The organism is Allobranchiibius huperziae, assembly GCF_013410455.1.
In the GTDB taxonomy this organism is placed as follows: Bacteria; Actinomycetota; Actinomycetes; order Actinomycetales; family Dermatophilaceae; genus Allobranchiibius; species Allobranchiibius huperziae.
This window is the reverse complement of record NZ_JACCFW010000001.1, coordinates 2,561,064-2,585,120: the sequence shown is the minus strand read 5'-3', so window position 1 is coordinate 2,585,120 and position 24,057 is coordinate 2,561,064. Positions and strand designations below refer to the sequence as shown.

The window sequence follows — 24,057 nt, the reverse complement described above, 5'->3', positions numbered from 1 at the left end:
CGGGCACGGCGGACCTGCCGCCATCATCGGGTATCGGCCGCACGCATGGTCATCGGCGCGCCGGAACGCGTTCTTCGTGGAAGATAGAGGCGATGACCGAGTGGCTCCTGGTATTCGCCGGCGTGGTGCTGACCCTCGGCACCTCGCTCTTCGTCGCCGCCGAATTCTCCCTGGTGGCGCTCGACCGCCCGACCGTGCAGCGGGCCATCGACGAGGGCGACACCGGCGCGCGGGTCGTGCTCGGCTCGCTCCGGCAGCTGTCGACCCAGCTGTCGGCCGCCCAGGTGGGCATCACGATCACGACCCTGGTGCTGGGCTTCATCGTGGAGCCGTCCCTGGGGGAGCTGCTGCGGACGCCGCTGCGCGCGGTGGGCGTGGACGGCGGCGGCGCGGATGCCGTGTCGGCCATCCTCGCGCTGATCATCGCCACGCTCTTCTCGATGATCGTCGGCGAGCTGGTGCCGCAGTTCCTCGGCTTCTCCGAACCGCTGCGCGTGGCCAAGGTGGTGGCCCGTCCGGTGCGGGCCTTCGCGCTCGTCGTACGCCCCTTGATCATCCTGCTCAACGGTTCGGCCAACGCGCTCCTGCGAGCGGTGGGGGTGCAGCCGCAGGAGGAGCTCAGCGCGGCGCGCACCCCTCAGGAGCTGTCCTCCATGGTGCGGCGCTCGGCCGAGGCCGGGGTGCTGGAGGAGGGCACGGCCCGTCTGCTCACCCGGTCGCTCGACTTCGGGGAGCGGGTGGCCGCCGACGTGATGAGTCCGCGGGTGCGCTGTGCGTCGGTGTCCCGGACGGCGTCCGCCGGGGACGTCGTGGAGCTGGCACGGACCACGGGGCACTCCCGGTTCCCGGTGCTCGGCCACGACTGGGACGACGTCGACGGCGTCGTGCACGTGAAGAGGGCCATCGCGGTCCCGCCCGAACGCCGCGACGACGTGCCCGTGACGGCGCTGATGATCGAGCCGGTGCTCGTGCCCGAGACGATCACGCTGGACCCGCTGCTGCTGTTGTTGCGCGCAAGCGGTTTCCAGCTGGCGATCGTGGTCGACGAGTACGGCGGGACCAGCGGAGTCGTGACGCTCGAGGACGTCATCGAGGAGATCGTCGGCGAGGTCAGCGACGAGCACGACCGGGTCAGCGATCCCAGCCGACTGCTGCCGGACGGGTCATGGACCGTGCCCGGTCTGTGGCGCCCGGACGAGGTGCACGAACGGATCGGCGCCGACGTGCCGGACGGGCCGTCGTACGAGACCATGGGCGGTTTCGTGATGGCTCGCGTCGGGCGCGTGCCGATCGTGGGCGATGAGGTGCAGCTGCCCGGCTGGTCGGTGCGCGTCGTCTCCATGGACGGCCGGCGGGTGGACCGCCTGCGGCTCTCCCCGGTGCTGCCCGAGGACGACGAGGTCGCGCCGTGAACCTGTGGCTGTCCCTGCTCTTCCTGCTCGGCAACGCCTTCTTCGTGGGCGCCGAGTTCTCGGTCATGGCGGCGCGGCGCTCGCAGCTCGAGCCGATGGCCGCCGCTGGCTCCAAACGTGCCCGCGCGAGTCTGCAGGCGTTGGAACAGGTCTCGTCGCTGCTCGCCTGTGCCCAGCTCGGGATCACGGTGTGCTCGGTACTGCTGGGTGCCGTCGCCGAGGGTGCGGTGCACCATCTGATCGCGGGGCCGCTGAGGTCGGTGGGCATCCCGGACGCCGGGGCCGAGATCGTCGCGCTCGTCCTCGCGCTGCTGATCGTGGCCTACCTGCACGTGGTGCTCGGCGAGATGGTGCCGAAGAACCTGGCGATCGCGGGGCCGGACCGCGCCGCCCTCGTGCTCGCGCCGGCCCTGCTGGCCGTGACCCGGGTGCTGGGGCCGGTCATCCGGGCGGTGGAGTCGGTGTCGAAGTTCATCGTGCGGCGCTTCGGCATCGAGCCCAAGGACGAGATGACCTCGACGTTCTCCGCCGAGGAGGTGCAGCTGATCGTCCAGGAGTCGCACCGTGAGGGGCTGCTGGAGTCGCAGCAGCAGCAGCGAGTGCAGGGCGCCCTGGAGTTCAGCGATCGGGTGGCGGCCGATGTCGCCGTACCGCTCGACGAGCTGGAGACGGTCCCCGTCGGCATCACGCCGGCGCAGCTGGAGCGGCTGGTCGCCACGCGCGGCTTCTCCCGTTACCCAGTGCTCGACCGCACGGGGGTGATCGCGGGCTACCTGCACCTGAAGGATGTGCTCTACGCGCGCGACGAGGCCTACGACGAGCCGGTGCCCCCCAAGCGGATCCGCCGCCTAGCGACGGTGCGCCGTCAGGACGAGGTCGAGGACGTGCTGCTCACCATGCAGCGCAGCGGCAGCCACGTGGCGCGGGTGGTCGACGACGGCGGCACCGCGACCGGTGTGGTGTTCCTGGAGGACGTGCTGGAGGAGCTGGTCGGCGAGGTCGACGACGCGACCCAGCGCCGCCCGGTCGCCCGCCGCTGACCTCGATCCTCTCGCCGGGTGCGGGTTGCGCGTGGTGCGGGCTTCGCGTGGTGCGAGCTTCTCGAGCGGCCTTGATCGCGGATCGCGCTGGGGCCGGGTGTGCGGGCGTAGGAAGTGGCCGTGGCGCCGATAACCCAACCGTCCAGCCGCGATCGGCGTAGGAAAGTGGCCGTGGCGCCGACAACCCACGTGAGCAGCGCGAGGCGAGTGCAGCCTTCTCGTCCTGGCCGCCTGAAACCGCCGCCCGAACCGCAAGTCGACCGTCCACCAGCCGATCGGCGGGTTCGAGCCGGTCAGCGGGAGTCGACGATGCGGCGCATCTTGCCCACCGAGCGCTCGATGGTGTCGGGGTCGACCACCTCGACGCGCACGCTGACCCCGATCCGCTCCTTGATCTGGGACCTCAGCTGTGCACCCGCCACCTCCGCCTGGTCGGCCGGGGCATCCACCTGCCGCTCCACGCGTACGACGAGTTCGTCCATCCGCTCGGGGCGGGTGAGGACGCACTGGAAGTGCGGGGTGAGCGCGGGCGTCGCGAGCACCAGCTCCTCGATCTGGGCGGGGAAGAGGTTGACCCCGCGCACGATCATCAGGTCATCGGAGCGGCCGGTGATCTTCTCGATACGTCGCATCGGGCGCGCGGTGCCGGGCAGCAACCGGGTCAGGTCACGGGTGCGGTAGCGCATGATCGGCATCGCCTGCTTGGTGAGCGAGGTGATGACGAGCTCGCCCACCTGCCCGTCGGGGAGCACCTCATCGGTGATCGGGTCGACGATCTCGGGATAGAAGTGGTCCTCCCACAGGTGCAGCCCGTCCTTGGTCTCCACGCACTCCATCGCGACGCCGGGACCCATCAGCTCCGAGAGCCCGTAGATGTCGACGGCGTCGATGCCCACCCGGCGCTCGAGCTCCTCCCGCATCTGCTGCGTCCACGGCTCGGCGCCGAATATGCCTACCTTCAAGGAGGATTCGCGCGGGTCGATGCCCTGGCGCTCCATCTCGTCGGCGATCACCAGCATGTAACTGGGTGTCACCATGATCACGTCGGGGCGGAAGTCGCGGATCAGCGTCACCTGTCGCTGCGTCATACCCCCGGACACCGGCACGACGGTCGCGCCGAGGGCCTCCGCGCCGTAATGCGCGCCCAGCCCGCCGGTGAACAGGCCGTACCCGTATGCCACGTGGATGATGTCGCCGGGCCGCCCGCCGCCCGCGCGGATGGAGCGCGCCATCAGACCCGACCAGGTCGCGATGTCCTCGGCGGTGTACCCGACGACGGTGGGTCGACCCGTCGTCCCGGACGAGGCGTGCACCCGCGAGACCTGCTCGCGCGGCACCGCGAACATGCCGAACGGGTAGTTGTCGCGCAGGTCGGCCTTGGTGGTGAAGGGCAGCCGCGCGAGGTCGGACAGGTCGCGTACGTCATCCGGGTGCGCGCCGACCGCCTCGAACGCCGGGCGGTAGTGCGGGACGTTGTCGTACGCGTGGCGTACCGACCACTGCAGCCGGTTCAGTTGCAGTGCTCGCAACTCATCGACGCCCGCGCGTTCGATGGGGTCGAGCGTGTCCCGGGCCGGCGTTCGATCCATCGCGACTCCTCAGCCGTCGTAGTCGACCGTCAACCGGTCACTGGTGGGAATCGCCTGACAGGTCAACACATATCCGGCGTCGACCTCCTCGGGCTCGAGCGCGTAGTTGCGCAGCATCCGCACCGAGCCGTCGGTGACCTTGGCGCGACACGTGCCGCACACGCCGCCCTTGCAGGCGAACGGCAGGTCGGGGCGCACCTTCTGCCCCGCGTCGAGCACGGGGGTGTCGGTCGGCACGGTCACGAGACTGCTGCGGCCCTCGAGCACGATGGTCGCCTGCGCACCGTCGACCGGCGCGGCGTCGGTGTGGGTCGCCTCGACCGGCGGCACGTCGCCGACCCAGAAGAGCTCGCGGTGGATGCGCTCGTGCGGCACGTCGCGACCGGTGAGGACGTCGTACGCCGCCTCCACCATCCCCAGCGGGCCGCACAGCCACCAGTGGTCCACCGACGGCACGTCGACCGTGCCGGTGAGGACGGCCGCGAGACGTTCGACGTCGATCCGGCCGCCGAAGAGCTCGACCTCCTGCGGTTCGCGCGAGAGCACGTGCACGATCTGCATCCGGGTGGGGTGGGCGTCCTTGCAGTCGGCGATCTCGTCGGCGAACATCACCGAGTCGGTCTGCCGGTTGCCGTAGAGCAGAGTCACGGTCGAGGTGTCGTCGGCTTCCAGCACCGACCGCGCGATCGACATCATCGGCGTGATGCCGGAGCCGGCCGCGATGAGCACATGACACGCGGGCGTCGTGAGGTCGGGCACGAATCGGCCTGAGGGAGACTGCACTTCGAGGCTGTCGCCAGCGCGTACGTCGTGCACGAGCCAGCTGCTGACGGCACCGCCCGCGACCTCGCGCACGCCGATCCGCGGCGCCTCACCGCGGGCGGCGCAGATGGAGTAGGAGCGACGCTCGTCGCCGCGGCGCACCGTCAGGCTCTGGCCGGGCGCGAAGCGGAAGTCGTCGGCGAGTGACGGCGGCACCGCGAACGTGAGTGCCGTCGAGTCGTCGGTCAGTTGCTCGACACGCTGCACGGTGAGCGTGTGGAAGTCGGTCCTCATATCGCCTTCACTGCTTCGAAGGGTTCGCCGCAGGTGTGACAACGATGCAGCGAGCGGCATGCTGTCGCACCGAATGCGGCGGTGTGCGACGTGTCCGACGAGCCGCAGTGCGGGCACGGCGCGCTGGCGGGGAGCCCGAGCGTCACCGGCACCGGGCCGGTGCCCGTGCGCGCCGCGCTGGGCGGCGCGATTCCCGCAGCCTGCAGCTTCTCCCTGCCTGCCTCGGTGATCCAGTCACTGGTCCACGCAGGCGCGAGTTGTGTTGCCACCTGGACGTTCTCAAACCCCGCGGCCTCGAGGCGACGGCGTACGTCGAGGCCGATCTCGCGCATCGCGGGGCATCCGGAGTAGGTCGGGGTGATCGTGGCGACGACGTGGTCGTGGAACTCCTGCACGTCGCGCAGGATGCCCAGGTCGGCCAGGGTCAGCATCGGCAGCTCGGGGTCCGGGGTCTGCGCGGCCGCGTCCCACGCGGCACCGCGGAGGGTGTCCGCCTTCGCGGTCACCACGTCGCCTCCGGATCGGCCCTCGCGACGCTCTGCAGCTCCGCCAGCAGGTATCCGAGCGCCTCGGTGTGCATGCCGTCGCGGCCCGTGCGACCGTCGACGGCGCCCAGGACGTGCGCGCCTTCGGGGACGTCCAGGGTCGCGGTCCGGAAGACCCCGGACAGCACCTCGAGCACCGCCGCCTCGGGGGGCTCGACGCCCAACGCCGACTGGGGTGCGCAGTGCCGCCACAGCTCCGGCACCAGCGGCCACAGCCGCTCGACGGCCGCCGCGGCCTTGTCGTGCGACACCTCGGTGCCGTCGCCGAGTCGCACGACCCAACCGGCGGCGTAATCGCGGTGGTAGCGCAGCTCCTTGATGCCCTTGGCGGCGATCGCGGCCAGCACCGGATCGGCGACGCGCTGCACCTGCTCGAAGAGGGCGAGACGCCAGGTGCTGAAGACCATCAGTCGGATGACGAGCTGGGCGAAGTCCTCGTCGACCGGCTCCACGAGCCGCACGTTGCGGAAGTCCTGCGCGTCGCGGAAGTAGGCCAGCTCGTCCTCGCTGCGGCCGAGGATCGTGCCCGCGCGGGCCAGCAGCATCCGCGCCTGGCCGAGCAGGTCGAGCGCGATGTTGGCGACAGCGGTCTCCTCCTCCAGCTCCGGCAGCCGGGTGACCCACTGCTGCAGCCGGTGGGACAGGACCAGCGCGTCGTCGCCGAGCATCAGGCAGTACGCCGCCAGCGCGTCGGCGTCCAGATCGGAGGGCACGGTCGTGTCGATGCCCTCGAGGGCATCGGTGAACCCCGTGCCGAACGCCCAGCGTTCGTCACCGGTGTGGACGTCGGCGAGCGCGTCGTAGAGGTGGTCGGTCATCGCAGCCTCGTCACATGTGCGGCACGTCGGCCGGGATGTCGTAGAAGGTCGGGTGGCGGTAGACCTTGTCGCCCGACGGTGCGAAGAACGGGTCCTTCTCGGCGGGGCTGGACGCCGTGATGTCGGCGGAGGCCACCACCCAGATGCTGACGCCCTCGTTGCGGCGGGTGTAGAGGTCGCGCGCGTGGTGCAGCGCCATGTCGGCGTCCGCGGCGTGCAGCGAGCCGACGTGCACGTGGTTCAACCCGCGCTTGCCGCGCAGGAAGACCTCGTAGAGGGGCCAGTCCGATCGCACGGCGCTCGGCGTCGGCTCGGTCGGGACACCTTGGGTGGGCACGGCTCCATGACCGCCCTCGGCGGTGTACTCGCTCATGAGGCGACCTTCTTCTCGGCCCGCCGGGCCGCGGTCTTGGCGGCGTACGCGGTCGCCGCGTCCCGCACCCACTCGCCGTCCTCGTGCGCGGCGCGACGGTGCTGCACCCGCTGGGTGTTGCACGGGCCGTCGCCCTTCAGCACGGCGTCGAACTCCGACCAGTCGATCTCGCCGAAGTCGTGTCGGCCGCGCTCCTCGTTCCAGCGCAGGTCAGGGTCGGGCAGCGTGACGCCGAGCTTGGCGGCCTGCGGGACGGTCATGTCGACGAAGCGCTGACGCAGCTCGTCGTTGGTGTGCCGCTTGATGCCCCACTGCATCGACTGCTCGGTGTTGGGGGAGCGGTGGTCGGGCGGGCCGAACATCATCAGCGACGGCCACCAGAAGCGGTTCGTCGCCTCCTGCACCATCGCGCGCTGCTTGTCCGAGCCGCGCATCATCGTGAGCAGCAGCTCGTAGCCCTGCCGCTGGTGGAAGGACTCCTCCTTGCAGATGCGCACCATGGCCCGGGCGTACGGCCCGTAGGACGCCCGGCACAACGGCACCTGGTTGCAGATCGCGGCGCCGTCGACGAGCCAGCCGATCACGCCCACGTCGGCGTAGGTCAGCGTGGGGTAGTTGAAGATCGAGGAGTACTTCTGCCGGCCGGTGATGAGCTTGCCGGTCATGTCGGCCCGGTCGGCCCCGAGGGTCTCGGCGGCGCTGTAGAGGTACATCCCGTGCCCGGCCTCGTCCTGCACCTTCGCGAGCAGCACGGCCTTGCGCCGCAGTGAGGGCGCCCGGGTGATCCAGTTGCCCTCCGGCTGCATGCCGATGATCTCCGAGTGCGCGTGCTGGGCGATCTGCCGGATCATCGTCTTGCGGTAGGCGTCCGGCATCCAGTCGCGCGGTTCGATCCGCCGGTCGTCGGAGATGGTCGCGTCGAAGTCGTGCTGCAGATCGTCCGCCTGCGGGGCGGGAAGGGTCGTCGTCACGCCGTACTCCCTGGTGTCGAGACGCTGTCGGAATTACCGACCGGTCGTTCAGTAATTTACCCCGAGTGCGTGACCTACGCCACCCGCGGCGTCCCTCGGTCCGCTCTGGTCCGCCTCACGGCCGGTGGAGTCGGTAGATCGTCACGTCGCCCTGGTGGAAGACCTGCTGGGCGAGGTTCGCCAGTTCGGGCGAGACCGCGCTCGCCCGGGTACTGCCGAAGAGGTAGCGCACCCCGTGGTCGTAGAGGTAGCGCAGGTCGTACGCCGTCGGCGCGTTGAACGCGGCGTCGTTCAGCCGGAGTCTCGGCTGGTCGTAGAAGGAGGCGCTCCAGTAGAAGACGCCCTTCTCGCCGGGATGCGGATGCTTCGCCGTCGCGTACGCCTGATCGGTGTAGCCCCACGACTCGACGAACGCCCGGCGGAGGCCCAGCCCGGTCACCCACAGCGCCCGTGCGTCGCAGATGTGGTGCGTCATGCCGGCGCGGCAGTGCACGTTGGTCGCGATCAGCGTCGTCTCGGGAGTGTGTGTGCGCAGCCAGGTGGTGCCCGCGATGTCACCACTGGTCAACAGGTTGGACGGCTCGTCGACGGTCGAGTGACTGAGACCGGTCTGGGCGAAGGGCACGGCGGCCGGGATCACGACGGCCCCGACCAGGAGGGCGGCCAGCACGGCTCGCACCAGGGGCCCGCACCGGTGCCACGCCACCAGCCCCCCCAGCAGGAGCAGCACGCAGACCCCGACGACGACCGACGCGGCGGTGAGCGCGGAGTGCGCACCAGGGGCATGCGTCCCGCTGAAACGGCGTACGACGCCCAGCACCGCGCTGCCGGCGAGTGCGCTCAGGGCCAGCACCCACAGCGGTGGCCGGGCGCGGTGCACGGCCACGGCCAGGCCCCACGCGATCAGCACCTCCGACAGCGGCACCACCCCGCGCAGGAAGTAGACCTCCGAATCGCTGGGATGGTAGATGAGCTGGGTCGCGGCGAACCCTGCCACGAGCATGCCGGCGATGAGGACGACGGCGGGGTCGGCGCGCAGCGGCACCGCCACCAGCAGCGCGGCGAACTGCAGCAGGGTGACGGCGGAGAGGGCGATCAGCAGCCCCCAGAGCAACGGCCCGCCGGGGTGGCCGCCGGGATCGATGAGGGCGACCGCCCGATTGCGCGACAGCGCGAACGTCTTGAGCGTGGAGACGTTGCTGCCGCCCGCGAGGTACGGCGCGGTGAGGCCGATCACGACCAGGCACAGACCGAGCGTGATCAGGGTGGGGCGCAATGCCCCGTCGGCGTCAGTCGTCCCCGTCGGCCCGTGTCTGCGGCGCAGCCGGCGGATGAGCTGCCCGGCCACGACCAGCAGTAGGCCACAGGCGAGCACCGGCAGATTGGACGACTTGGATCCGGCGCAGGTGAGCAGCATGAGCCCGAGCAGCACCCAGCCGGCGCGGGTGGGACGAGCGCCGCGCACGATGTCGATCACCCACCACGTGGTGACCAACAGCACGGGCAGCCCGAGGATCTCCGACGGCGACAGCGGGACGAGGGCGTCGCTGCCGAAGGCGTTCACCCAGCGCAACGGGTCGATGCCCGCGTTTACCAGGAGCAGTACGAGGGCGACGATGCCGGCCTTCGGGGTGCGCGCCAGGCGGGTGGCGAGCAGATAGGTGAGCACGAGGATCGCGGCGTACACCGGGAGGTACCACAGACGGCTGGCGACCAGCAGCACGTCGACGTGCGAGACCAGGGAGTCCGCGGCCATGTGAGCGTGGGAGAACCAGTGGTACTTGAGGGTCTGCCCGGACACCTGCGGCACGGCCGGTGGCACGGAGGTGCGCGCGGACGCGGCGACCGCGACGTGCCAGTAGAGGTCGGGGTACCAGCGCACCCTCGACGGTGGCAGCGGGTTGGTCGCGAAGGTGCGGGTCGCCAGCAGCCCGACGGCCACGACGTAGGACGCCGCCAGCGACCATGCCGCCCACCAGGGCTCGCGTCGGGCGTATGGAGTGCTGCGCAGCCTTGCTCGCCACTGCGGGATCAGTGCTGCCGCGGCCACCACCGGCACGGGGTAGAGCGCGAGCCACCCACCGACACCGAGGGACACGAAGGCAGCCCACGCGACGAGCTGCACCATGATGCCCACCACGAACCCGACGGACAGCTCGGCCAGCAGCGAGTCCGCCTGCCCGCGGCACAGGCGCAGCACCAGGACTCCGGGCATCAGGACCGACCAGATCGTGGCGACCAGGTAGATCAGCGACTGCCCCAGTGGGACGTGAGTATGCGCTGCGGCGTACGACGCCACGAGACAGACGACGGCCGGCAGCCACCGTGCGGCCGCCCCGACCGCGGTGCGCTGCACGACGGTCGAGTGGCGTCCGGTTCTCACGGCCCGACGGTATCCGTTGCACCGACGGACTAGGTTCGATTGCCGAGAGTGACCGATCGTTCGGTCGGTAATTGCGAGGAGACGAGATGGCGGACCTGCGAGCCGTGCACGCCATGATGGCCGCGGACGAGGCGTCGCGGGCCCTGGGGATCGAGCTGGTGGACTGCACCGACGGGCGGGCGACCACCCGGATGACGGTGCGCCCCGACATGGTCAACGGCCACGGAATGGCGCACGGCGGGATGATCTTCAGCGTCGCCGACACGGCGTTCGCCTGCGCGTGCAACGCGGCCGGCCCGGTCACCGTCGCCAGCTCCGGCGACATCGTCTTCGTGTCGCCGGCACGTGCGGGTGAGGTGCTGGTCGCCGAAGGGGTCCGACGGGTCGGCTTCGGTCGGCAGGGTGTCTACGACGTGACGGTGCGCTGCGGTGAGCGGGTCGTCGCCGAGTTCCGCGGGCGCAGTCACCGGATGGCGACCCCGGAGCGGGGCGCATGACCTCCCGCGAGGCGTCGGTGCCCATGCCCCGGACCGCGCGGCGCGGTCGGCCCGGGTACGACCTGGACTCCCTGCTCGCGGTGGCGGTGGAGGTCTTCAACGAGCGGGGTTACGACGCGACCAGCATGGGCGATCTGTCCGAGCGACTCGGGATCGCCAAGTCCGCGATCTACCACCACGTCGCCAGCAAGGAGGTGCTGCTGCGTCTTGCGCTGGACCGCGCGCTGGACGGTCTGGAGGCGGTGACCCAGGGCGCCCGCGAGCTGGACGTGAGCGCCGTACGACGTCTGGAGCATCTGGTGCACGAGAGCGTCGTGCTGCTGCTCGACCACCAGCCGTACGTGACCCTGCTGCTGCGGGTGCGCGGCAACAGCCCGGTCGAACTCGCCGCCCTGCAACGACGTCGCGCTCTGGACCGGTACGCCGCGTCGCTGGTGCGTGACGCCGTCCGCGCAGGCGACCTGAGAGCGGATCTGGATCCCACCGTGACCGCACGGCTGATGTTCGGACTCGTCAACTCCCTGGTCGAGTGGACCCGGCCGGCGAGTCGCGCGCACACCCAGGCGCTGCCGGACGAGGTCAGTGCCCTGGTCTTCGACGGTCTGCGGGTCCGGGACCGACCTCGTTGACGGTTTGCGTCGCCGGGCAGGGCGGCAGCCCTGGCCGCTGACGCACACTGCGCACCCCGCCGCCGAAGAGGCCGCCGGAAAGAGAACGAGACCGCAGGTTTCCCTGCGGTCTCGTGCTTCTTCGTGGGTGCCCCCGGCAGGATTCGAACCTGCGCTTTCGCCTCCGGAGGGCGACGCTCTATCCCCTGAGCTACGGGGGCGGGCAGCGCTTTCACAGCGCGGCGTCACCGTACCAGTCGGAGCCGACCGGTCCGCAATCCGCGCTCGCGACCCGGTCGGCTCGCAGCGGCGCCCGGGCGGGACCCGGAGCGGCATCCGGTCAGCCGGGCACGCGCCACCGCGGACGCGTCTCTCCCAGCGGTCGCCCGAGCCCGAGAGCCTGCCCGGTCGGTACCTTTACCCCGCCATGTCTGACAACAGCGCGCACGACTCCCGCGAGGCGGTGCTGGACCGGATCTTCCCGTCCGGCACCTCCCTGACCGACGACGGCGCCGTCCGGATCGCCGGTCACGACCTGCGCGACATCGCTCGCGCGTGGGGGACGCCGGCGTACGTGCTCGACGAGCCCGACATCCGGCGCCGGGCGACCGCGTTCCGCGAGGCATTCACCGACGCCTTCGAGGCCATCGGCACCCGCGTGGACGTCTATTACGCGGGCAAGGCGTTCCTGTGCACCGCCATGGCCCGCCTGCTGCAGGAGGAGGGCCTGCGGCTGGACGTCTGCTCCGGCGGCGAGTTGACCGTGGCGCAGCGCGCGGGCGTCCCGGGGGAGCAGATCGCCCTGCACGGCAACAACAAGTCGCCCGCGGAGATCGCGCAGGCGCTCGACGCGGGGATCGGGCGCATCGTCGTCGACTCGTTCGAGGAGATCGACCGGGTCGCCGCCGCCGCGCGCGAGCGGTCGGTCGTGGCGCGGGTGATGCTGCGCGTCAAGACCGGTGTCGAGGCGCACACGCACGAGTACATCGCCACTGCGCACGAGGACCAGAAGTTCGGTTTCAGCCTCTCCGACGGCCAGGTGGGTGAAGCCGTACGCCGGGTGCTGGCCGCCCCGGAAGCGTTGCAGCTGCTCGGTTTCCACTCCCACATCGGCAGTCAGATCTTCGAGTCCGACGGCTTCCGCGAGGCCGCCCGACGCCTGATCTCGCTGCAGCTGGCGGTCGCGTCGGAGCACGGCGTCCAGTTGCCGGAGCTCGATCTCGGGGGAGGCTTCGGCATCGCCTACCTGCCGGGCGACGAGCCGCTCGGCGTCCGCGAGATGGCCGGCCAGCTCGCCGGCATCGTCCAGGAGGCGTGTGCGCAGGCAGGTATGCCGCTGCCGCGCGTCTCGATCGAGCCCGGGCGCGCGATCGTCGGACCCGCGGGCGTCACTCTGTACGAGGTCGGCACCGTCAAGCCCGTCCGGGTCAGCGACGACCTGGTCCGCACCTACGTCGCCGTCGACGGCGGGATGAGCGACAACCCCCGGCCGGTGCTCTACGACGCCGAGTACACCTGCGTGCTGGCCGGACGGCCGGGCAGCGAGACCACGACGCAGACCCGGGTCGTCGGCAAGCACTGCGAGAGCGGCGACATCGTGGTCCGCGACGTGCGGCTGCCGGACGACGTACGAGCCGGTGACCTGCTCGCGGTGCCTGCGACCGGCGCGTACTGCCGCTCGCTCGCCAGTCAGTACAACCACGTGCCGCGCCCACCCGTGCTCGCACTGCGCGACGGAGAGGTCGGCGTATGGCTCCGGCGAGAGACGATGGACGACCTGTTGGCCCTGGAAGGGGAGTGACGTGAGCGAACCCGTGCGGGTGGCCCTGCTGGGCTGCGGAGTGGTGGGCTCGGCGGTCGCGCGACGGCTGCAGGAGCGGGCCGGCGAGTTCGAGGCGCGCATCGGCGCGCCGCTGCAGATCATCGGCGCGGCGGTGCGCGACGTCGAGAAGCCGCGGCCCGAGTCCAGTTTGTCGCATGACCAGTTCACGACGGACGCAAAGGGATTGGTGGCGCGCGCCGATCTGGTGATCGAGTTGATGGGCGGGCTCGAGCCCGCCCGCGAGCTGCTCCTGCACGCGATGTCGTCCGGCGCCGGCGTCATCACCGCCAACAAGCTGCTGCTGGGGGAGAACGGCCCGGAGCTGTACGAGGCCGCCGAGCGCTCCGGTGTCGACTTCTACTACGAGGCCGCGGTCGCCGGCGCGATCCCGCTGCTGCGCCCGTTGCACGTGTCCCTCGCGGGTGACTCGGTGCACCGGGTGACCGGCATCGTCAACGGCACCACCAACTTCATCCTCGACAAGATGGACCGCACCGGCGCCGAGCTCGAAGACGTGCTGCGGGAGGCACAGGAGCTGGGGTACGCCGAGACCGACCCGACGGCCGACGTCGAGGGGTACGACGCGCGCGCCAAGGCCGCGATCCTGGCCTCGCTCGCCTTCCACACCCGGGTGTCCAGCCGCGAGGTGCACTGCGAGGGGATCATGGCGATCACCTCCGAGGACATCCGCGCCGCCCGGATGACCGGGCACGTCATCAAGCTGCTGGCCATCTGCGAGCGGGTGACAGACGCCGACGGCGACGCCGCCCTCAACGTGCGGGTGCACCCCGCGCTCATGCCCCGTTCGCACCCGCTGGCCTCGGTCCGCGAGGCCTACAACGCCGTCTTCGTGCAGACCGAGCTGGCGGGCGAGCTGATGTTCTACGGACCGGGTGCAGGTGGTGACCCCACGGCGTCGGCCGTGCTCGGGGATGTCGTGCAGGCCGCCCGGCACCGGGTGAGCGGGGGCCGGGGCCCGGGGGAGTCGGCGTACGCCGGCCTTCCGGTCCAGAGCATCGGCTCCGCGCTGACCCGCTACTTCATCCGCCTGGAGGTCGACGACCGACCGGGCGTCCTGGCGCAGGTCGCGAATGTCTTCGGGGCAGAGGGTGTTTCGATCGAGAGCATGCGCCAGGGCGTCGCGCGGTCCGACACCGGTCGCGCCACCCTGCACCTGGTCACCCACGAGGCCACCGACGCCGCGCTCGCGCGCACGGTCGACCTGTTGCGGGTGCACGACGACGTCACAGCCGTGGCCTCGGTCCTGCGAGTCGAAGGAGCCTGATCCACGTGGCACATCTGTGGAGGGGCGTCATCCGCGAGTACGCCGACCGGTTGCCGATGCTGGCGGGCGCGCCCATCGTCACCCTCGGCGAGGGCGGCACCCCGCTCATCCCGGCGGAGCACCTGAGCGAGCTGGTCGGCGCGCAGGTCCACGTGAAGTTCGAGGGACTCAACCCCACCGGCTCGTTCAAGGACCGCGGGATGACCGCGGCGATCTCGATGGCCGCCAAGGCGGGCGCCAAGGCCGTCATCTGCGCCTCGACCGGCAACACCAGCGCCTCGGCCGCCGCGTATGCGACCAAGGCCGGGATGACGTGCGGTGTGCTGGTGCCGGACGGCAAGATCGCGATGGGCAAGCTGAGCCAGGCGATCGCCCACGGAGCCGAGTTGCTCCAGGTGGCAGGCAATTTCGACGACTGTCTCACCCTCGCGCGCAAGCTGGCGGAGTCCTATCCCGTCGAGCTGGTCAATTCCGTCAACCCGGCCCGCATCGAGGGCCAGAAGACTGCCGCGTTCGAGGTGGTCGATGTGCTGGGCGATGCACCCGACATCCACTGTCTTCCGGTGGGCAACGCCGGCAACATCACCGCGTACTGGAAGGGCTACCGCGAATACGCAGGAGTGACAGGCGAACCGGCGGTCGCGACTCGTACGCCGGCGATGTGGGGATTCCAGGCCGCGGGCGCGGCGCCGATCGTCAGGGGCCACCCGATCGACGAGCCGGACACCATCGCCACGGCGATCCGGATCGGCAACCCGGCGTCCTGGAAGCAGGCCGAGCAGGCGCGCGACGACTCCGGCGGCCTCATCGACATGGTCACGGACGAGCAGATCCTGGCCGCCCACCGCCTCTTGTCCAGCCGGGAGGGCATCTTCGTCGAACCCGGCTCCGCGGCGAGCGTCGCAGGTCTGCTGCTGATGCACGAGCGGGGCGCGGTGCCCGCCGGCGCCACCGTCGTGTGCACCGTCACCGGACACGGCCTGAAGGATCCGAGCTGGGCCCTGAAGACCGCCGACGGCGCGGACATCCAGCCCACGAAGGTCTCGGTCGACGCCGTCTCTGCGGCCGCGGCGCTGCGGCTCGAAGGCTGAATCGGCAGATGGCACAACAGTTCCCATTGGGCCGTAAGGTCCGCGTCGAGGTCCCGGCGAGCACCGCCAACCTGGGACCCGGCTTCGACTCGATCGGCCTCGCGCTCGGCCTCGGAGACGTCGTCACGGCGGAGGTCGTGGCCTCGGGGCTGCACATCAGCGTGGACGGCGAGGGTGCCGGCGTCGTGCCCGACGACGAGACACACCTGGTTTGGCGCTCGATGCGCACCGCGTGGGAGCGGTTGGGAGTCGCGAGCCCACCGGGCCTGAAGCTGCACTGCCACAACGGTGTTCCGCATTCTCGCGGGCTCGGGTCCTCGGCCGCTGCCATCGTGGCCGGAGTCGGTGCGGCGTTGGCCCTGGTCGACCCGCGTCTGGACGACGCGGCCCGGCATACGGTCAGCGACATCGCGGGTGACCTCGAAGGTCACCCGGACAACGCGTCGGCGAGTGTCTACGGCGGCCTGACAGTCTCGTGGCGATCGGGGGACCGGTGGCTGACGACCTGCCCGCCGGTGCACCCGGACATCGAGCCGGTGCTCTTCGTCCCCGACGCGACCCTCTCGACCGAACGGGCGCGCTCGGTGCTGCCGGCCGACGTCCCGCTCGGGGACGCCGCGCGGACCGCGGGGCGCGCGGCACTGTTGATCGAGGCCATGACGCGTCGGCCGGATCTGCTGCTCGCCGGGACCGCGGACTGGCTGCACCAGGAGGCGCGCCGTGCCTCCTATCCGTCGACCATGGAACTGGTCGACGCGCTGCGGTCGCAGGGGCACGCCGCCGTGGTGTCCGGTGCTGGCCCGTCCGTGCTGGTGCTCACCACCCGCACCCGGGCCGCCGCGGTGCGCGCGGACGACCGCTGGGCGAGGACGACCCCGGGAATAGCCGAGGACGGCTTGCGCGTTTTTTCGCTCTGAGCCGCACGACGGTGTAAGTTTGCATTGCACATCACACCCAAGGCCGCGTGACGAAGTCCGGGCCTGTGAGTGCATCACCATTGCGAAGAACCCATCGCCGGGCTACCCCGGGCGGCTCTCCGCAAGGAAAATCGTGGCTGCCGAAAGTGCTTGCCGCGCAATCTGATAACCGGCTCAGCCGGTTTCTGACGAGGGGGAAGGAACCTTCGTGACAGACACCACCGAACTTGCCGCGCCCGAGCAGGGCGCGCCTCGTTCCACCGGCTCGCTCAGCGCTCTGAAGCTGGACGAGTTGAAGCAACTGGCCTCGACCATGGGCATCAGCGGCACGTCCAAGATGCGCAAGAGCGACCTGTTGACCGCCATCCGCGAGCGGGGTCAGGGGAACACCGCAGCCGCCACGACCGCTCCGCGCCGTGAGCGCGGCCGGGTCACGGCGCCCGCCACCACTCCCCAGTCAGCGCCCCCCGCGCCGGCCGTGCAGGCACCTGCCCGCGCCGAGCAGGGCAGTGCTCCCGAGGCGACGTCGGCACCGGAGCAGTCGCGTACGGCGCCCGATGTCACCGATCGCGCGCAGCGGAACGGCCGGACCGTCCAGACCCGCCAGGACGACGAGCCGCGTCGCGCCTGCCGTGACGAGGGCGACCGCTCCTCCAGCGAGCAGTCCGGCAACGACCGTCGTGACCAGCAGGGCTCGAACGGGCGAACCGAGAACCGCGGCAACGACGACCGCGGCAACGACAACCGCCGGGACGACAACCGGGGCACCGAGAACCGCGGCAACGACAACCGTGACGGTCGCCAGGGCGGCAACGCCCAGCAGGACAACCGGAGCGACCGGGGCAACGACAACCGCGGCGGCAACGACCGCGGCAACGACAACCGTGGCGGCCGCCAGGGCGGCAACGCCCAGCAGGACCGCGGCAACCGCGGTCAGGGCAACGCAGGCCAGAACCGTGGCAACCAGGGCCAGGGCAACCAGGGCCAGGGCAACCAGAACAACGCCGGTGGCCGTGGCGGCGACGACTGGAACGACGAGCGGGGCGGCCGTCGTCGTCAGCGCGGTCGCGACCGCAAGCGCGGCCGTGGCGCCGACGACTTCGGTGACGTGGACACCCAGGTGCGCGAGGACGACGTCCTCGTGCCCGTGGCCGGCATCCTCGACCTGCTCGACAACTACGCGTTCGTGCGCACCACCGGCTACCTGCCGGGGCAGAGCGACGTCTACGTGCCGATCAACATGGTCAAGAAGAGCGGCATGCGTAAGGGCGACGCCATCACCGGCGCGGTCCGGGCGCTGCGCGAGGGCGAGCAGCTGCCGGCACGTCAGAAGTTCAACGCGCTGGTCCGTCTCGACACCGTGAACGGCATGACGCCCGAGAAGGCGCGCGAGCGCGTCGAATTCGGCAAGCTGACGCCGCTCTACCCCCAGGAGCGTCTGCGCCTGGAGACCGAGTCGAACATCCTGTCCACCCGGATCATCGACCTCGTCGCACCGATCGGTAAGGGCCAGCGTGGTCTCTTCGTGGCGCCGGCCAAGGCCGGTAAGACGATGATCATGCAGGCCGTGGCCAACGCCATCACGGTCAACAACCCCGAGGTCCACCTCATGGTGGTGCTGGTCGACGAGCGGCCCGAAGAGGTCACCGACATGCAGCGCGCCGTGAAGGGCGAGGTCATCGCCTCCACCTTCGACCGGCCCGCCACCGACCACACCCAGGTCGCCGAGCTCGCCATCGAGCGCGCGAAGCGGCTGGTCGAGCAGGGCCTGGACGTCGTCGTCCTGCTGGACTCCATCACCAAGCTGGGACGCGCCTACAACCTCGCCGCACCGGCGAGCGGGCGCATCCTGTCCGGCGGTGTGGACAGTGCCGCGCTCTACCCGCCGAAGAAGTTCTTCGGTGCGGCGCGCAACATCGAGTTCGGCGGCTCGCTGACGATCCTCGCTACGGCGCTCATCGAGACCGGGTCCAAGATGGACGAGGTCATCTTCGAGGAGTTCAAGGGCACCGGCAACATGGAGCTGCGGCTGTCCCGGATGCTCTCCGAGCGCCGGATCTTCCCCGCGGTCGACCTCAACGCCTCCAGCACCCGCCGCGAGGAGATCCTCCTCGCGTCCGACGAGCTGAAGATCATGTGGAAGCTGCGTCGCGTGCTCGCCGCGCTGGACCCCCAGCAGGGCATCGAGTTGCTGCTCGACCGGTTGAAGAAGACCAAGAGCAACACCGAGTTCCTGATGCAGGTGCAGCAGACCAGCTCGATCAAGCTCGACGACGAGGACTGACCCTCACCCCCCGGTTGTCAGCGAATCTCTGGTGCATACGCCGGTGATCCGCTGACAACCGGCGGCAGGAACGACGAAACGCCGCCCCACCGAATCGGTGGGGCGGCGTTCGCGTTGCCGTACGCGCGTATCAGGCCGCCGTGGGGACGACCGGCACGGCCTTGCGGTGCGTCAGATCGCGGTGCGAGCTCTCGGTGAGCGACTGACCGTTGGTCTCCGGCGCCCACATGTAGGAGATGATCCCGCCGCCCAGGGACACGGCGCCCAGGATGACCAGCACCGTCGGTGTGCCGAAGTCGTCGTTGACGATCGGGAGCATGAAGGTGCCGATGGCCGCGGCGACCCGGCTCGTGGAGCTGGCCACACCCAGGCCCGACGCGCGTACCGAGCTCGGGAACACCTCCGAGGGGTAGATGCCCGTGGTGATGCTCATGATCCCGTAGGAGAACAGGTAGCCGAAGTAGGCGACGACACCGAAGACGAGCGGCAGTTGGGAGTTGAGCGCGGCGAGGAAGAGGAAGACCGCGCAGACGAACATCGGGATGATCGTGATGGGGCGACGACCGACCCGGTCGATGTACTTCCAGGAGATGGTCGCGCCGATCAACGCCACGATCGTCCCGAGCAGCGCGCCGAAGAGAGCGTCGCGAAGGCCGAGCGACTTCAGGATCGTCGGACCGAAGAAGGTCAGCGCGAAATAGGGCATCACGATGGCGCTCCAGGACAGCGACACGAAGAGGGTGCGACGGATGTACTCCTTGGAGAAGAGCAGCCGGTAGTTGGTCTCCTGCGGCTCCTCCTCGCTGAGGTCGCCGACGTCGCGGACCTGCAGCTCCTCGCGGTAGATCCGCTTCGCCTCGGTGTCACGACCCTTGCTCATCAGCCAGCGCGGCGACTCCGGCAGACCGTGGCGGATGAAGAGGCAGATGACCGCGGGCACGACGCTGGCGCCGAGGATCAGTCGCCAGCCGCCGGGCCAGTAGGAGTTGATGGCGTAGCCGATGATGTAGGCGATCACGTAGCCGACGTTCCAGCTGATCTCCAGCAGGCCGAGGTAGTTGCCCCGGTCCTTCTTCTGGGAGAACTCTCCGAGCAGCGGGGACCCGATCGCGTAGTCGCCGCCGACCGCGACTCCCATCACGACACCGAGCACGAAGACCTGCCAGGCCGACTGCACGAAGAAGAGCGCGAAGGCGCAGCTGCTGAAGAGGATCAGGTCGAATGTGAACATCGGCTTACGGCCGATCTTGTCGGTGATGTAGCCGATGATCAGGCCGCCGAAGAAGGTGCCGATGAGCACCGACGCGGAGATCCAGGAGTCCCAGTGGCCCGTGACGTGCAGCTCGTCGTGGGCGCGGCCCGCCATGGCCGCGGCGAAGGTCGCGAAGACGAAACCGTCGATGAACATGCCTCCGCCGGTGGCCACCGTCATCTTGCGCAGGAAGTGCCGCACGGGTGGGGTCAGGGGCGCTTCGTGGTCCCTGCGCAGGGCATGTTCCGGCGGTGAAGTGGCAGTGGTCATGGGTACAGGATCACCCCTAAGGGGGGTGCGGCGCACAACCGGCACCCGTACTCGATACCCACGGGTAGCAAACGAGCGTGCCCATTTCCGGCCTCCGAACCCCGCGTACGACGGCCCGAGACGCCGAGGAATAGCACCTGCCACGGCGTCGTTTAGGAAGAGGTCAGAGGTTCTGGCAGAATGGCCCGCTGGCCACCGGTTCACGCGTCGCGCACATCGCGCGAGCGACCCGGAGGCAATCGACAGCTAGGAGAAAACCCGTGAAGAAGGACATCCACCCCGCGTACGGTCCCACGACCGTCACCTGCACCTGTGGCGCGACGTTCGAGACCCGCAGCACTGCCGAGGGCGGCACCATCACCGCCGAGACCTGCTCGCAGTGCCACCCGTTCTACACGGGCAAGCAGCGCATTCTGGACACCGGTGGCCGCGTGGCCCGCTTCCAGGAGCGCTACGGCAAGAAGGCCGAAGCCAAGTAGCTCCTCCGACGCGCCGGCTCCACCTCTCCAGGTGGGGCCGGCGCGTTGTTTGTGTCCCGTGACACCTGACCGACCGTCTCGAAGGAGTTCGCCGTGTTGGAATCCGCCGCCGCCGTCGCGCAGGAGTACGCCGACCTCGAGGCCCGGCTCGCCGATCCGGCGATCCATGCCGATCCCACGGCCATGCGCAAGCTCAACAAGAGGTACGCCGCGCTGGCTCCGACCGTCGCCGCGTACCGCGCCTGGCTCGCTGCCGGCGACGACCTCGGTGCCGCGCGCGAGCTGGCGCAGGAGGACGAGTCCTTCGCGGCCGAGGTGCCCTCCCTGCAGGAGCGCTTCGACGGCGCCCAGGACGCACTGCGCAAGCTGCTGCTGCCGCGCGACGAGGACGACGACCGCGACGTGATCCTCGAGGTCAAGGCAGGTGAGGGCGGTGAGGAGTCGGCGCTGTTCGCCGGCGATCTGGTGCGGATGTACCTGCGGTACGCCGAGCGTGCCGGGTGGCGCGCCGAGCTGGTCGACGCCACCGAGTCCGACCTCGGCGGGTACAAGGACGCACGATTGCAGGTGCGCGCCAAGGGCACCATGGACCCGGGCACCGCGCCGTGGGCGCTGCTCAAGTACGAGGGCGGCGTGCACCGTGTGCAGCGCGTCCCGGTCACCGAGAGCCAGGGGCGGATCCACACCTCGGCGGCGGGCGTCCTGGTGATGCCGGACCTCGACGACGGTGACGACGACGAGATCGAGTTCGGACCGAACGATCTGAAGATCGACGTCTACCGCAGCTCCGGTCCGGGCGGGCAGAGCGTCAACACCACCGACTCGGCGGTCCGCATCACCCACCTGCCGACCGGCGTCGTCGTCTCGTGCCAGAACGAGAAGAGCCAGCTGCAGAACAAGGAGTCGGCGCTGCGGGTGCTCAAGGCCCGACTGCGGCAGATCCGTCAGGACGAGCGGGACGCCGAGGCGTCCGCCGCGCGCAAGAGCCAGGTGCGCACGGTCGACCGCAGTGAGCGCATCCGCACCTACAACTTCCCGGAGAACCGGATCGCGGACCACCGCACCGGCTACAAGTCCTACAACCTGGACGCCGTGCTCGACGGCGACCTCGGCGCGGTGGTCGCCTCGGCGGTCGAGGCCGACGAGTCCGCGCGGATGGCAGCGGTCGCCGACCGCGACTGATGAACGAGCTGCGCCTGCTGCTGCGCGATGCGTCGCTGCGGCTCTCCCACGCTGGCGTCGGGTCGCCGGACACCGACGCGATCGCGCTGCTCGCGCACGCCTGGTCCACGGACGTCGCGGAGGTACGCCGCGCCGAGGTGCTGGGCCGGGTGCCCGACGGCGTTGTGCTGCAGCGGTTCTCGGCACTGATCGACGAGCGTGCGACGAGGGTGCCCCTGCAACACCTCACCGGACGCGCGGCGTTCCGGCACCTCGAGCTCGCTGTGGGGCCGGGGGTCTTCGTGCCGCGGCCGGAGACCGAGATTCTCGTCGACCTCGTCGCGCCCACTCTGCGCTCGATCGCCGCCCCGGTCGTCGTCGACCTGTGCGCTGGGTCCGGTGCGCTCGCGCTCGCGGTGAAGGACGAGCATCCGTCTGCGGCGGTGTACGCCGCCGAGCTCTCGCCGGACGCGTGCGCATGGGCGCAGGCCAACCGCGACCGGCTCGGGCTGGACGTGCGGATCCGATGCGAGGACGCGCTCACGGCGTTCCCCGAGCTCGAGGGGCAGGTCGACGTGGTGCTCAGCAACCCGCCGTACATCCCCGTGGGCATGGTGCCGATCGACCCCGAGGTGCGTGACCACGACCCGCAGATCGCGCTCTACGGCGGCAGTGAGGACGGCCTGCGGATACCGCTGCAGGTGGCGGAGCGGGCGGCGCAACTGCTGCGGCCCGGCGGGCTCGTCGTCATGGAACATGCTTCGTCTCAGGGGGATTCGCTACCCGCCCGCCTGTCGACCCAGGGCCTCTGGGACGACGTCGCCGACCATCGCGACCTCACGGCCCTTCCGCGTGCGGTGAGTGCGCGTCGTCGGTGAGATACGGCGCGCGTATCGCCGGCGCGTCCCTCGTTTCTTGCAGCACAGGTCGTTCCGGGCAAAACCACGCCGTTCGCCGGTAATCCAGAAATGATGGTCGCGGGGTACAGGGCCCCATCGGGGTCGGGACGCGTCGGGTCCCTCGTCGGGAAGGGCACGATGATGGGGATGACGAGGACGATCTGCCTGGCAGGTGCCGTGATCGGCGCGGCCCTCGGCGCAACGACCGCAACAGCGTCCGCGTCGCCGGGCGGACCGTGGGGGGCGGCCGGGCACCGGCAGTCGCTGTACGCGTACGACGTCACCCACCGCACCGTCGTACGGGAGGCGCTGTCCGGGGGCACGCCGAGGACACTGTTGTCGGGCCTCACCGCCTCCCAGCTCGTCGTCAGCTCGGTCGGCGACCTCTACGTGCTGTCCGACCGCGGCGTCACCAAGGTGTCGGTCGACACGGGCCGGGCGACACCGTTCGCGGCGGATCTCGCAGGGCCGACCGGGCTCGCCACGGACGGCAGGGGCGATGTGTTCGTCGAGCACAGCACGCCGAGTCCGCAGATCGTCAGGATCGCGCCCTCGGGCGCGCGCACGGTGGTGGCGAGGGCGGCCGGGGAGTTCACCGCCGACCGGGCGGGGAACGTCTCGCAGATCACGGCCATCGGTCATTCGTCGACGACGATCGTCAGCTACTCCGCCTCCGGGGCGCGCTCGACGTCGCGCTCCGTCGTCCTCAACAGCACCGCGGTCGAGAAGATCGCAGCAGGAGCCCAGGGGGTGGTGTACATCGAGGAGAACGCCACCGGGGAAACGTATTTCGACTACTGGGTGCGGCTTGCTGCAGGCTCGACGACCCCGACGTTCATCGGTAACGCCGACCACTTCGACGTGCCCGGAGTGGCCCCCGACGGCAGCTTCTACCGCGCCGTGACGAAGGGGAGCTGCTTCGGTTCCCACACCCACTGCGCCCCGGGGTACTCGCAGGTGCAGCAGATCGAGCGCTATCCCGCAGGCGGCGGCACTCCGACGGCGGTGCCCGCGACGGGATTCACCACGACGTACAACCCGCGTCTCGGTGACCTGCAGGTCGACGGCGCCTCGAACGTCTACGTCAGCGCCGAGGACGATGCCACACCGCGTCTGCTCAAGTACGCACCGACGGGCGGCTCGCCGCGGACGCTCCTCACCGGCCACTTCACGGACCTCGCGGTCGGTTGAGCAGGGGCGAACCCCGGCGCGGACGGGGTTCGCGCCGCCGGTGTCGAGAAAGGCTACTGACGCGTAGGGTGAGGGCGGTCACAACCCGGTCGGCGTCATTCCGGCCGCGGTTCG

General features: G+C 70.3%; 21 protein-coding genes and 1 tRNA gene. 13 read left to right on the top strand and 9 right to left on the bottom strand.

Translation table 11 applies throughout. The features are described 5' to 3' along the window. The first annotated feature begins 92 nt into the window (after positions 1 to 92). Entirely contained in the window at positions 93 to 1,412 is a 1,320-nt protein-coding gene (locus tag HNR15_RS12110) for a hemolysin family protein (RefSeq protein WP_179482104.1), read from the top strand. After that, a complete protein-coding gene (locus HNR15_RS12105) occupies positions 1,409 to 2,452 on the top strand; it encodes a CNNM domain-containing protein (protein ID WP_179482102.1) in 1,044 nt (347 codons plus the stop codon). Before HNR15_RS12110 ends, HNR15_RS12105 begins: the two co-directional genes overlap by 4 nt. A gap of 293 nt (positions 2,453 to 2,745) precedes the next feature. On the opposite strand, the gene paaK is transcribed toward HNR15_RS12105, so the two are convergent. The 7 genes from paaK to HNR15_RS12070 all read right to left on the bottom strand — a co-directional run bounded on the left by paaK (position 2,746) and on the right by HNR15_RS12070 (position 10,187). After that, a complete protein-coding gene (paaK, locus tag HNR15_RS12100; protein WP_179482100.1) occupies positions 2,746 to 4,041 on the bottom strand; it encodes a phenylacetate--CoA ligase PaaK in 1,296 nt (431 codons plus the stop codon). A gap of 9 nt (positions 4,042 to 4,050) precedes the next feature. Continuing rightward, positions 4,051 to 5,097, bottom strand: a complete 1,047-nt coding sequence (paaE, locus tag HNR15_RS12095) for a 1,2-phenylacetyl-CoA epoxidase subunit PaaE (RefSeq protein ID WP_218883693.1) — start codon at positions 5,095 to 5,097, stop codon at positions 4,051 to 4,053. Beyond that, positions 5,094 to 5,606 (bottom strand): 1,2-phenylacetyl-CoA epoxidase subunit PaaD, encoded by a 513-nt coding sequence (gene paaD, locus HNR15_RS12090; protein ID WP_343048525.1) that lies wholly within the window; start codon positions 5,604 to 5,606, stop codon positions 5,094 to 5,096. Before paaD ends, paaE begins: the two co-directional genes overlap by 4 nt. Further along, positions 5,600 to 6,460 (bottom strand): 1,2-phenylacetyl-CoA epoxidase subunit PaaC, encoded by an 861-nt coding sequence (gene paaC, locus HNR15_RS12085; RefSeq protein ID WP_179482096.1) that lies wholly within the window; start codon positions 6,458 to 6,460, stop codon positions 5,600 to 5,602. The genes paaD and paaC overlap by 7 nt, the downstream gene beginning before the upstream one ends. 10 nt (positions 6,461 to 6,470) lie before the next feature. Continuing rightward, positions 6,471 to 6,833, bottom strand: a complete 363-nt coding sequence (paaB, locus tag HNR15_RS12080; protein ID WP_179482094.1) for a 1,2-phenylacetyl-CoA epoxidase subunit PaaB — start codon at positions 6,831 to 6,833, stop codon at positions 6,471 to 6,473. Then, a complete protein-coding gene (gene paaA, locus HNR15_RS12075; protein ID WP_179482092.1) occupies positions 6,830 to 7,804 on the bottom strand; it encodes a 1,2-phenylacetyl-CoA epoxidase subunit PaaA in 975 nt (324 codons plus the stop codon). Before paaA ends, paaB begins: the two co-directional genes overlap by 4 nt. Before the next feature lie 115 nt (positions 7,805 to 7,919). Beyond that, positions 7,920 to 10,187, bottom strand: a complete 2,268-nt coding sequence (locus HNR15_RS12070; protein WP_179482090.1) for a hypothetical protein — start codon at positions 10,185 to 10,187, stop codon at positions 7,920 to 7,922. Between the two features lie 86 nt (positions 10,188 to 10,273). Here HNR15_RS12070 and paaI point away from each other — a divergent pair, with 86 nt between their 5' ends. Beyond that, the gene (gene paaI / locus HNR15_RS12065; RefSeq protein WP_179482088.1) at positions 10,274 to 10,684 is read left to right on the top strand and encodes a hydroxyphenylacetyl-CoA thioesterase PaaI; all 411 of its coding nucleotides are present in this window, start codon (positions 10,274 to 10,276) and stop codon (positions 10,682 to 10,684) included. Continuing rightward, positions 10,681 to 11,313: a TetR/AcrR family transcriptional regulator gene (locus HNR15_RS12060; protein WP_218883691.1), complete on the top strand. Its 633-nt coding sequence runs from the start codon at positions 10,681 to 10,683 to the stop codon at positions 11,311 to 11,313. The genes paaI and HNR15_RS12060 overlap by 4 nt, the downstream gene beginning before the upstream one ends. A gap of 128 nt (positions 11,314 to 11,441) precedes the next feature. Here HNR15_RS12060 and HNR15_RS12055 read toward each other — a convergent pair. After that, positions 11,442 to 11,513: transfer RNA gene (locus tag HNR15_RS12055), tRNA-Arg, on the bottom strand. 206 nt (positions 11,514 to 11,719) lie between these two features. On the opposite strand from HNR15_RS12055, the gene lysA reads away from it, so the two are divergent. From lysA to rho, 5 genes are all read left to right on the top strand, one after another. Beyond that, positions 11,720 to 13,093, top strand: coding sequence for a diaminopimelate decarboxylase (lysA, locus tag HNR15_RS12050; protein ID WP_179482086.1), 1,374 nt, complete (start codon positions 11,720 to 11,722; stop codon positions 13,091 to 13,093). 1 nt (position 13,094) lies between these two features. Next, positions 13,095 to 14,399, top strand: coding sequence for a homoserine dehydrogenase (locus HNR15_RS12045; RefSeq protein ID WP_179482084.1), 1,305 nt, complete (start codon positions 13,095 to 13,097; stop codon positions 14,397 to 14,399). 5 nt (positions 14,400 to 14,404) lie between these two features. After that, positions 14,405 to 15,490, top strand: a complete 1,086-nt coding sequence (thrC, locus tag HNR15_RS12040) for a threonine synthase (protein ID WP_179482082.1) — start codon at positions 14,405 to 14,407, stop codon at positions 15,488 to 15,490. Positions 15,491 to 15,498: 8 nt separating this feature from the next. Then, on the top strand, positions 15,499 to 16,407 hold the full coding sequence (gene thrB / locus HNR15_RS12035) for a homoserine kinase (protein ID WP_179482081.1): 909 nt from the start codon (positions 15,499 to 15,501) through the stop codon (positions 16,405 to 16,407). A 208-nt stretch (positions 16,408 to 16,615) separates the two neighbouring features. Next, entirely contained in the window at positions 16,616 to 18,691 is a 2,076-nt protein-coding gene (rho, locus tag HNR15_RS12030; RefSeq protein ID WP_179482079.1) for a transcription termination factor Rho, read from the top strand. Positions 18,692 to 18,821: 130 nt separating this feature from the next. Here the strand turns inward: rho and HNR15_RS12025 are convergent, their stop codons facing one another. Further along, entirely contained in the window at positions 18,822 to 20,213 is a 1,392-nt protein-coding gene (locus HNR15_RS12025) for an MFS transporter (protein WP_179482077.1), read from the bottom strand. Between the two features lie 260 nt (positions 20,214 to 20,473). On the opposite strand from HNR15_RS12025, the gene rpmE reads away from it, so the two are divergent. The 4 genes from rpmE (at position 20,474) to HNR15_RS12005 (ending at position 23,943) form a co-directional block, all read left to right on the top strand. Then, positions 20,474 to 20,692: a 50S ribosomal protein L31 gene (rpmE, locus tag HNR15_RS12020; RefSeq protein WP_179482075.1), complete on the top strand. Its 219-nt coding sequence runs from the start codon at positions 20,474 to 20,476 to the stop codon at positions 20,690 to 20,692. Positions 20,693 to 20,785: 93 nt separating this feature from the next. Beyond that, the gene (gene prfA, locus HNR15_RS12015) at positions 20,786 to 21,874 is read left to right on the top strand and encodes a peptide chain release factor 1 (RefSeq protein ID WP_179482073.1); all 1,089 of its coding nucleotides are present in this window, start codon (positions 20,786 to 20,788) and stop codon (positions 21,872 to 21,874) included. Next, the gene (gene prmC / locus HNR15_RS12010; protein ID WP_179482071.1) at positions 21,874 to 22,731 is read left to right on the top strand and encodes a peptide chain release factor N(5)-glutamine methyltransferase; all 858 of its coding nucleotides are present in this window, start codon (positions 21,874 to 21,876) and stop codon (positions 22,729 to 22,731) included. Before prfA ends, prmC begins: the two co-directional genes overlap by 1 nt. A 168-nt stretch (positions 22,732 to 22,899) precedes the next feature. After that, the gene (locus HNR15_RS12005) at positions 22,900 to 23,943 is read left to right on the top strand and encodes an NHL repeat-containing protein (protein ID WP_179482069.1); all 1,044 of its coding nucleotides are present in this window, start codon (positions 22,900 to 22,902) and stop codon (positions 23,941 to 23,943) included. The last annotated feature ends 114 nt before the right edge of the window (positions 23,944 to 24,057 follow it).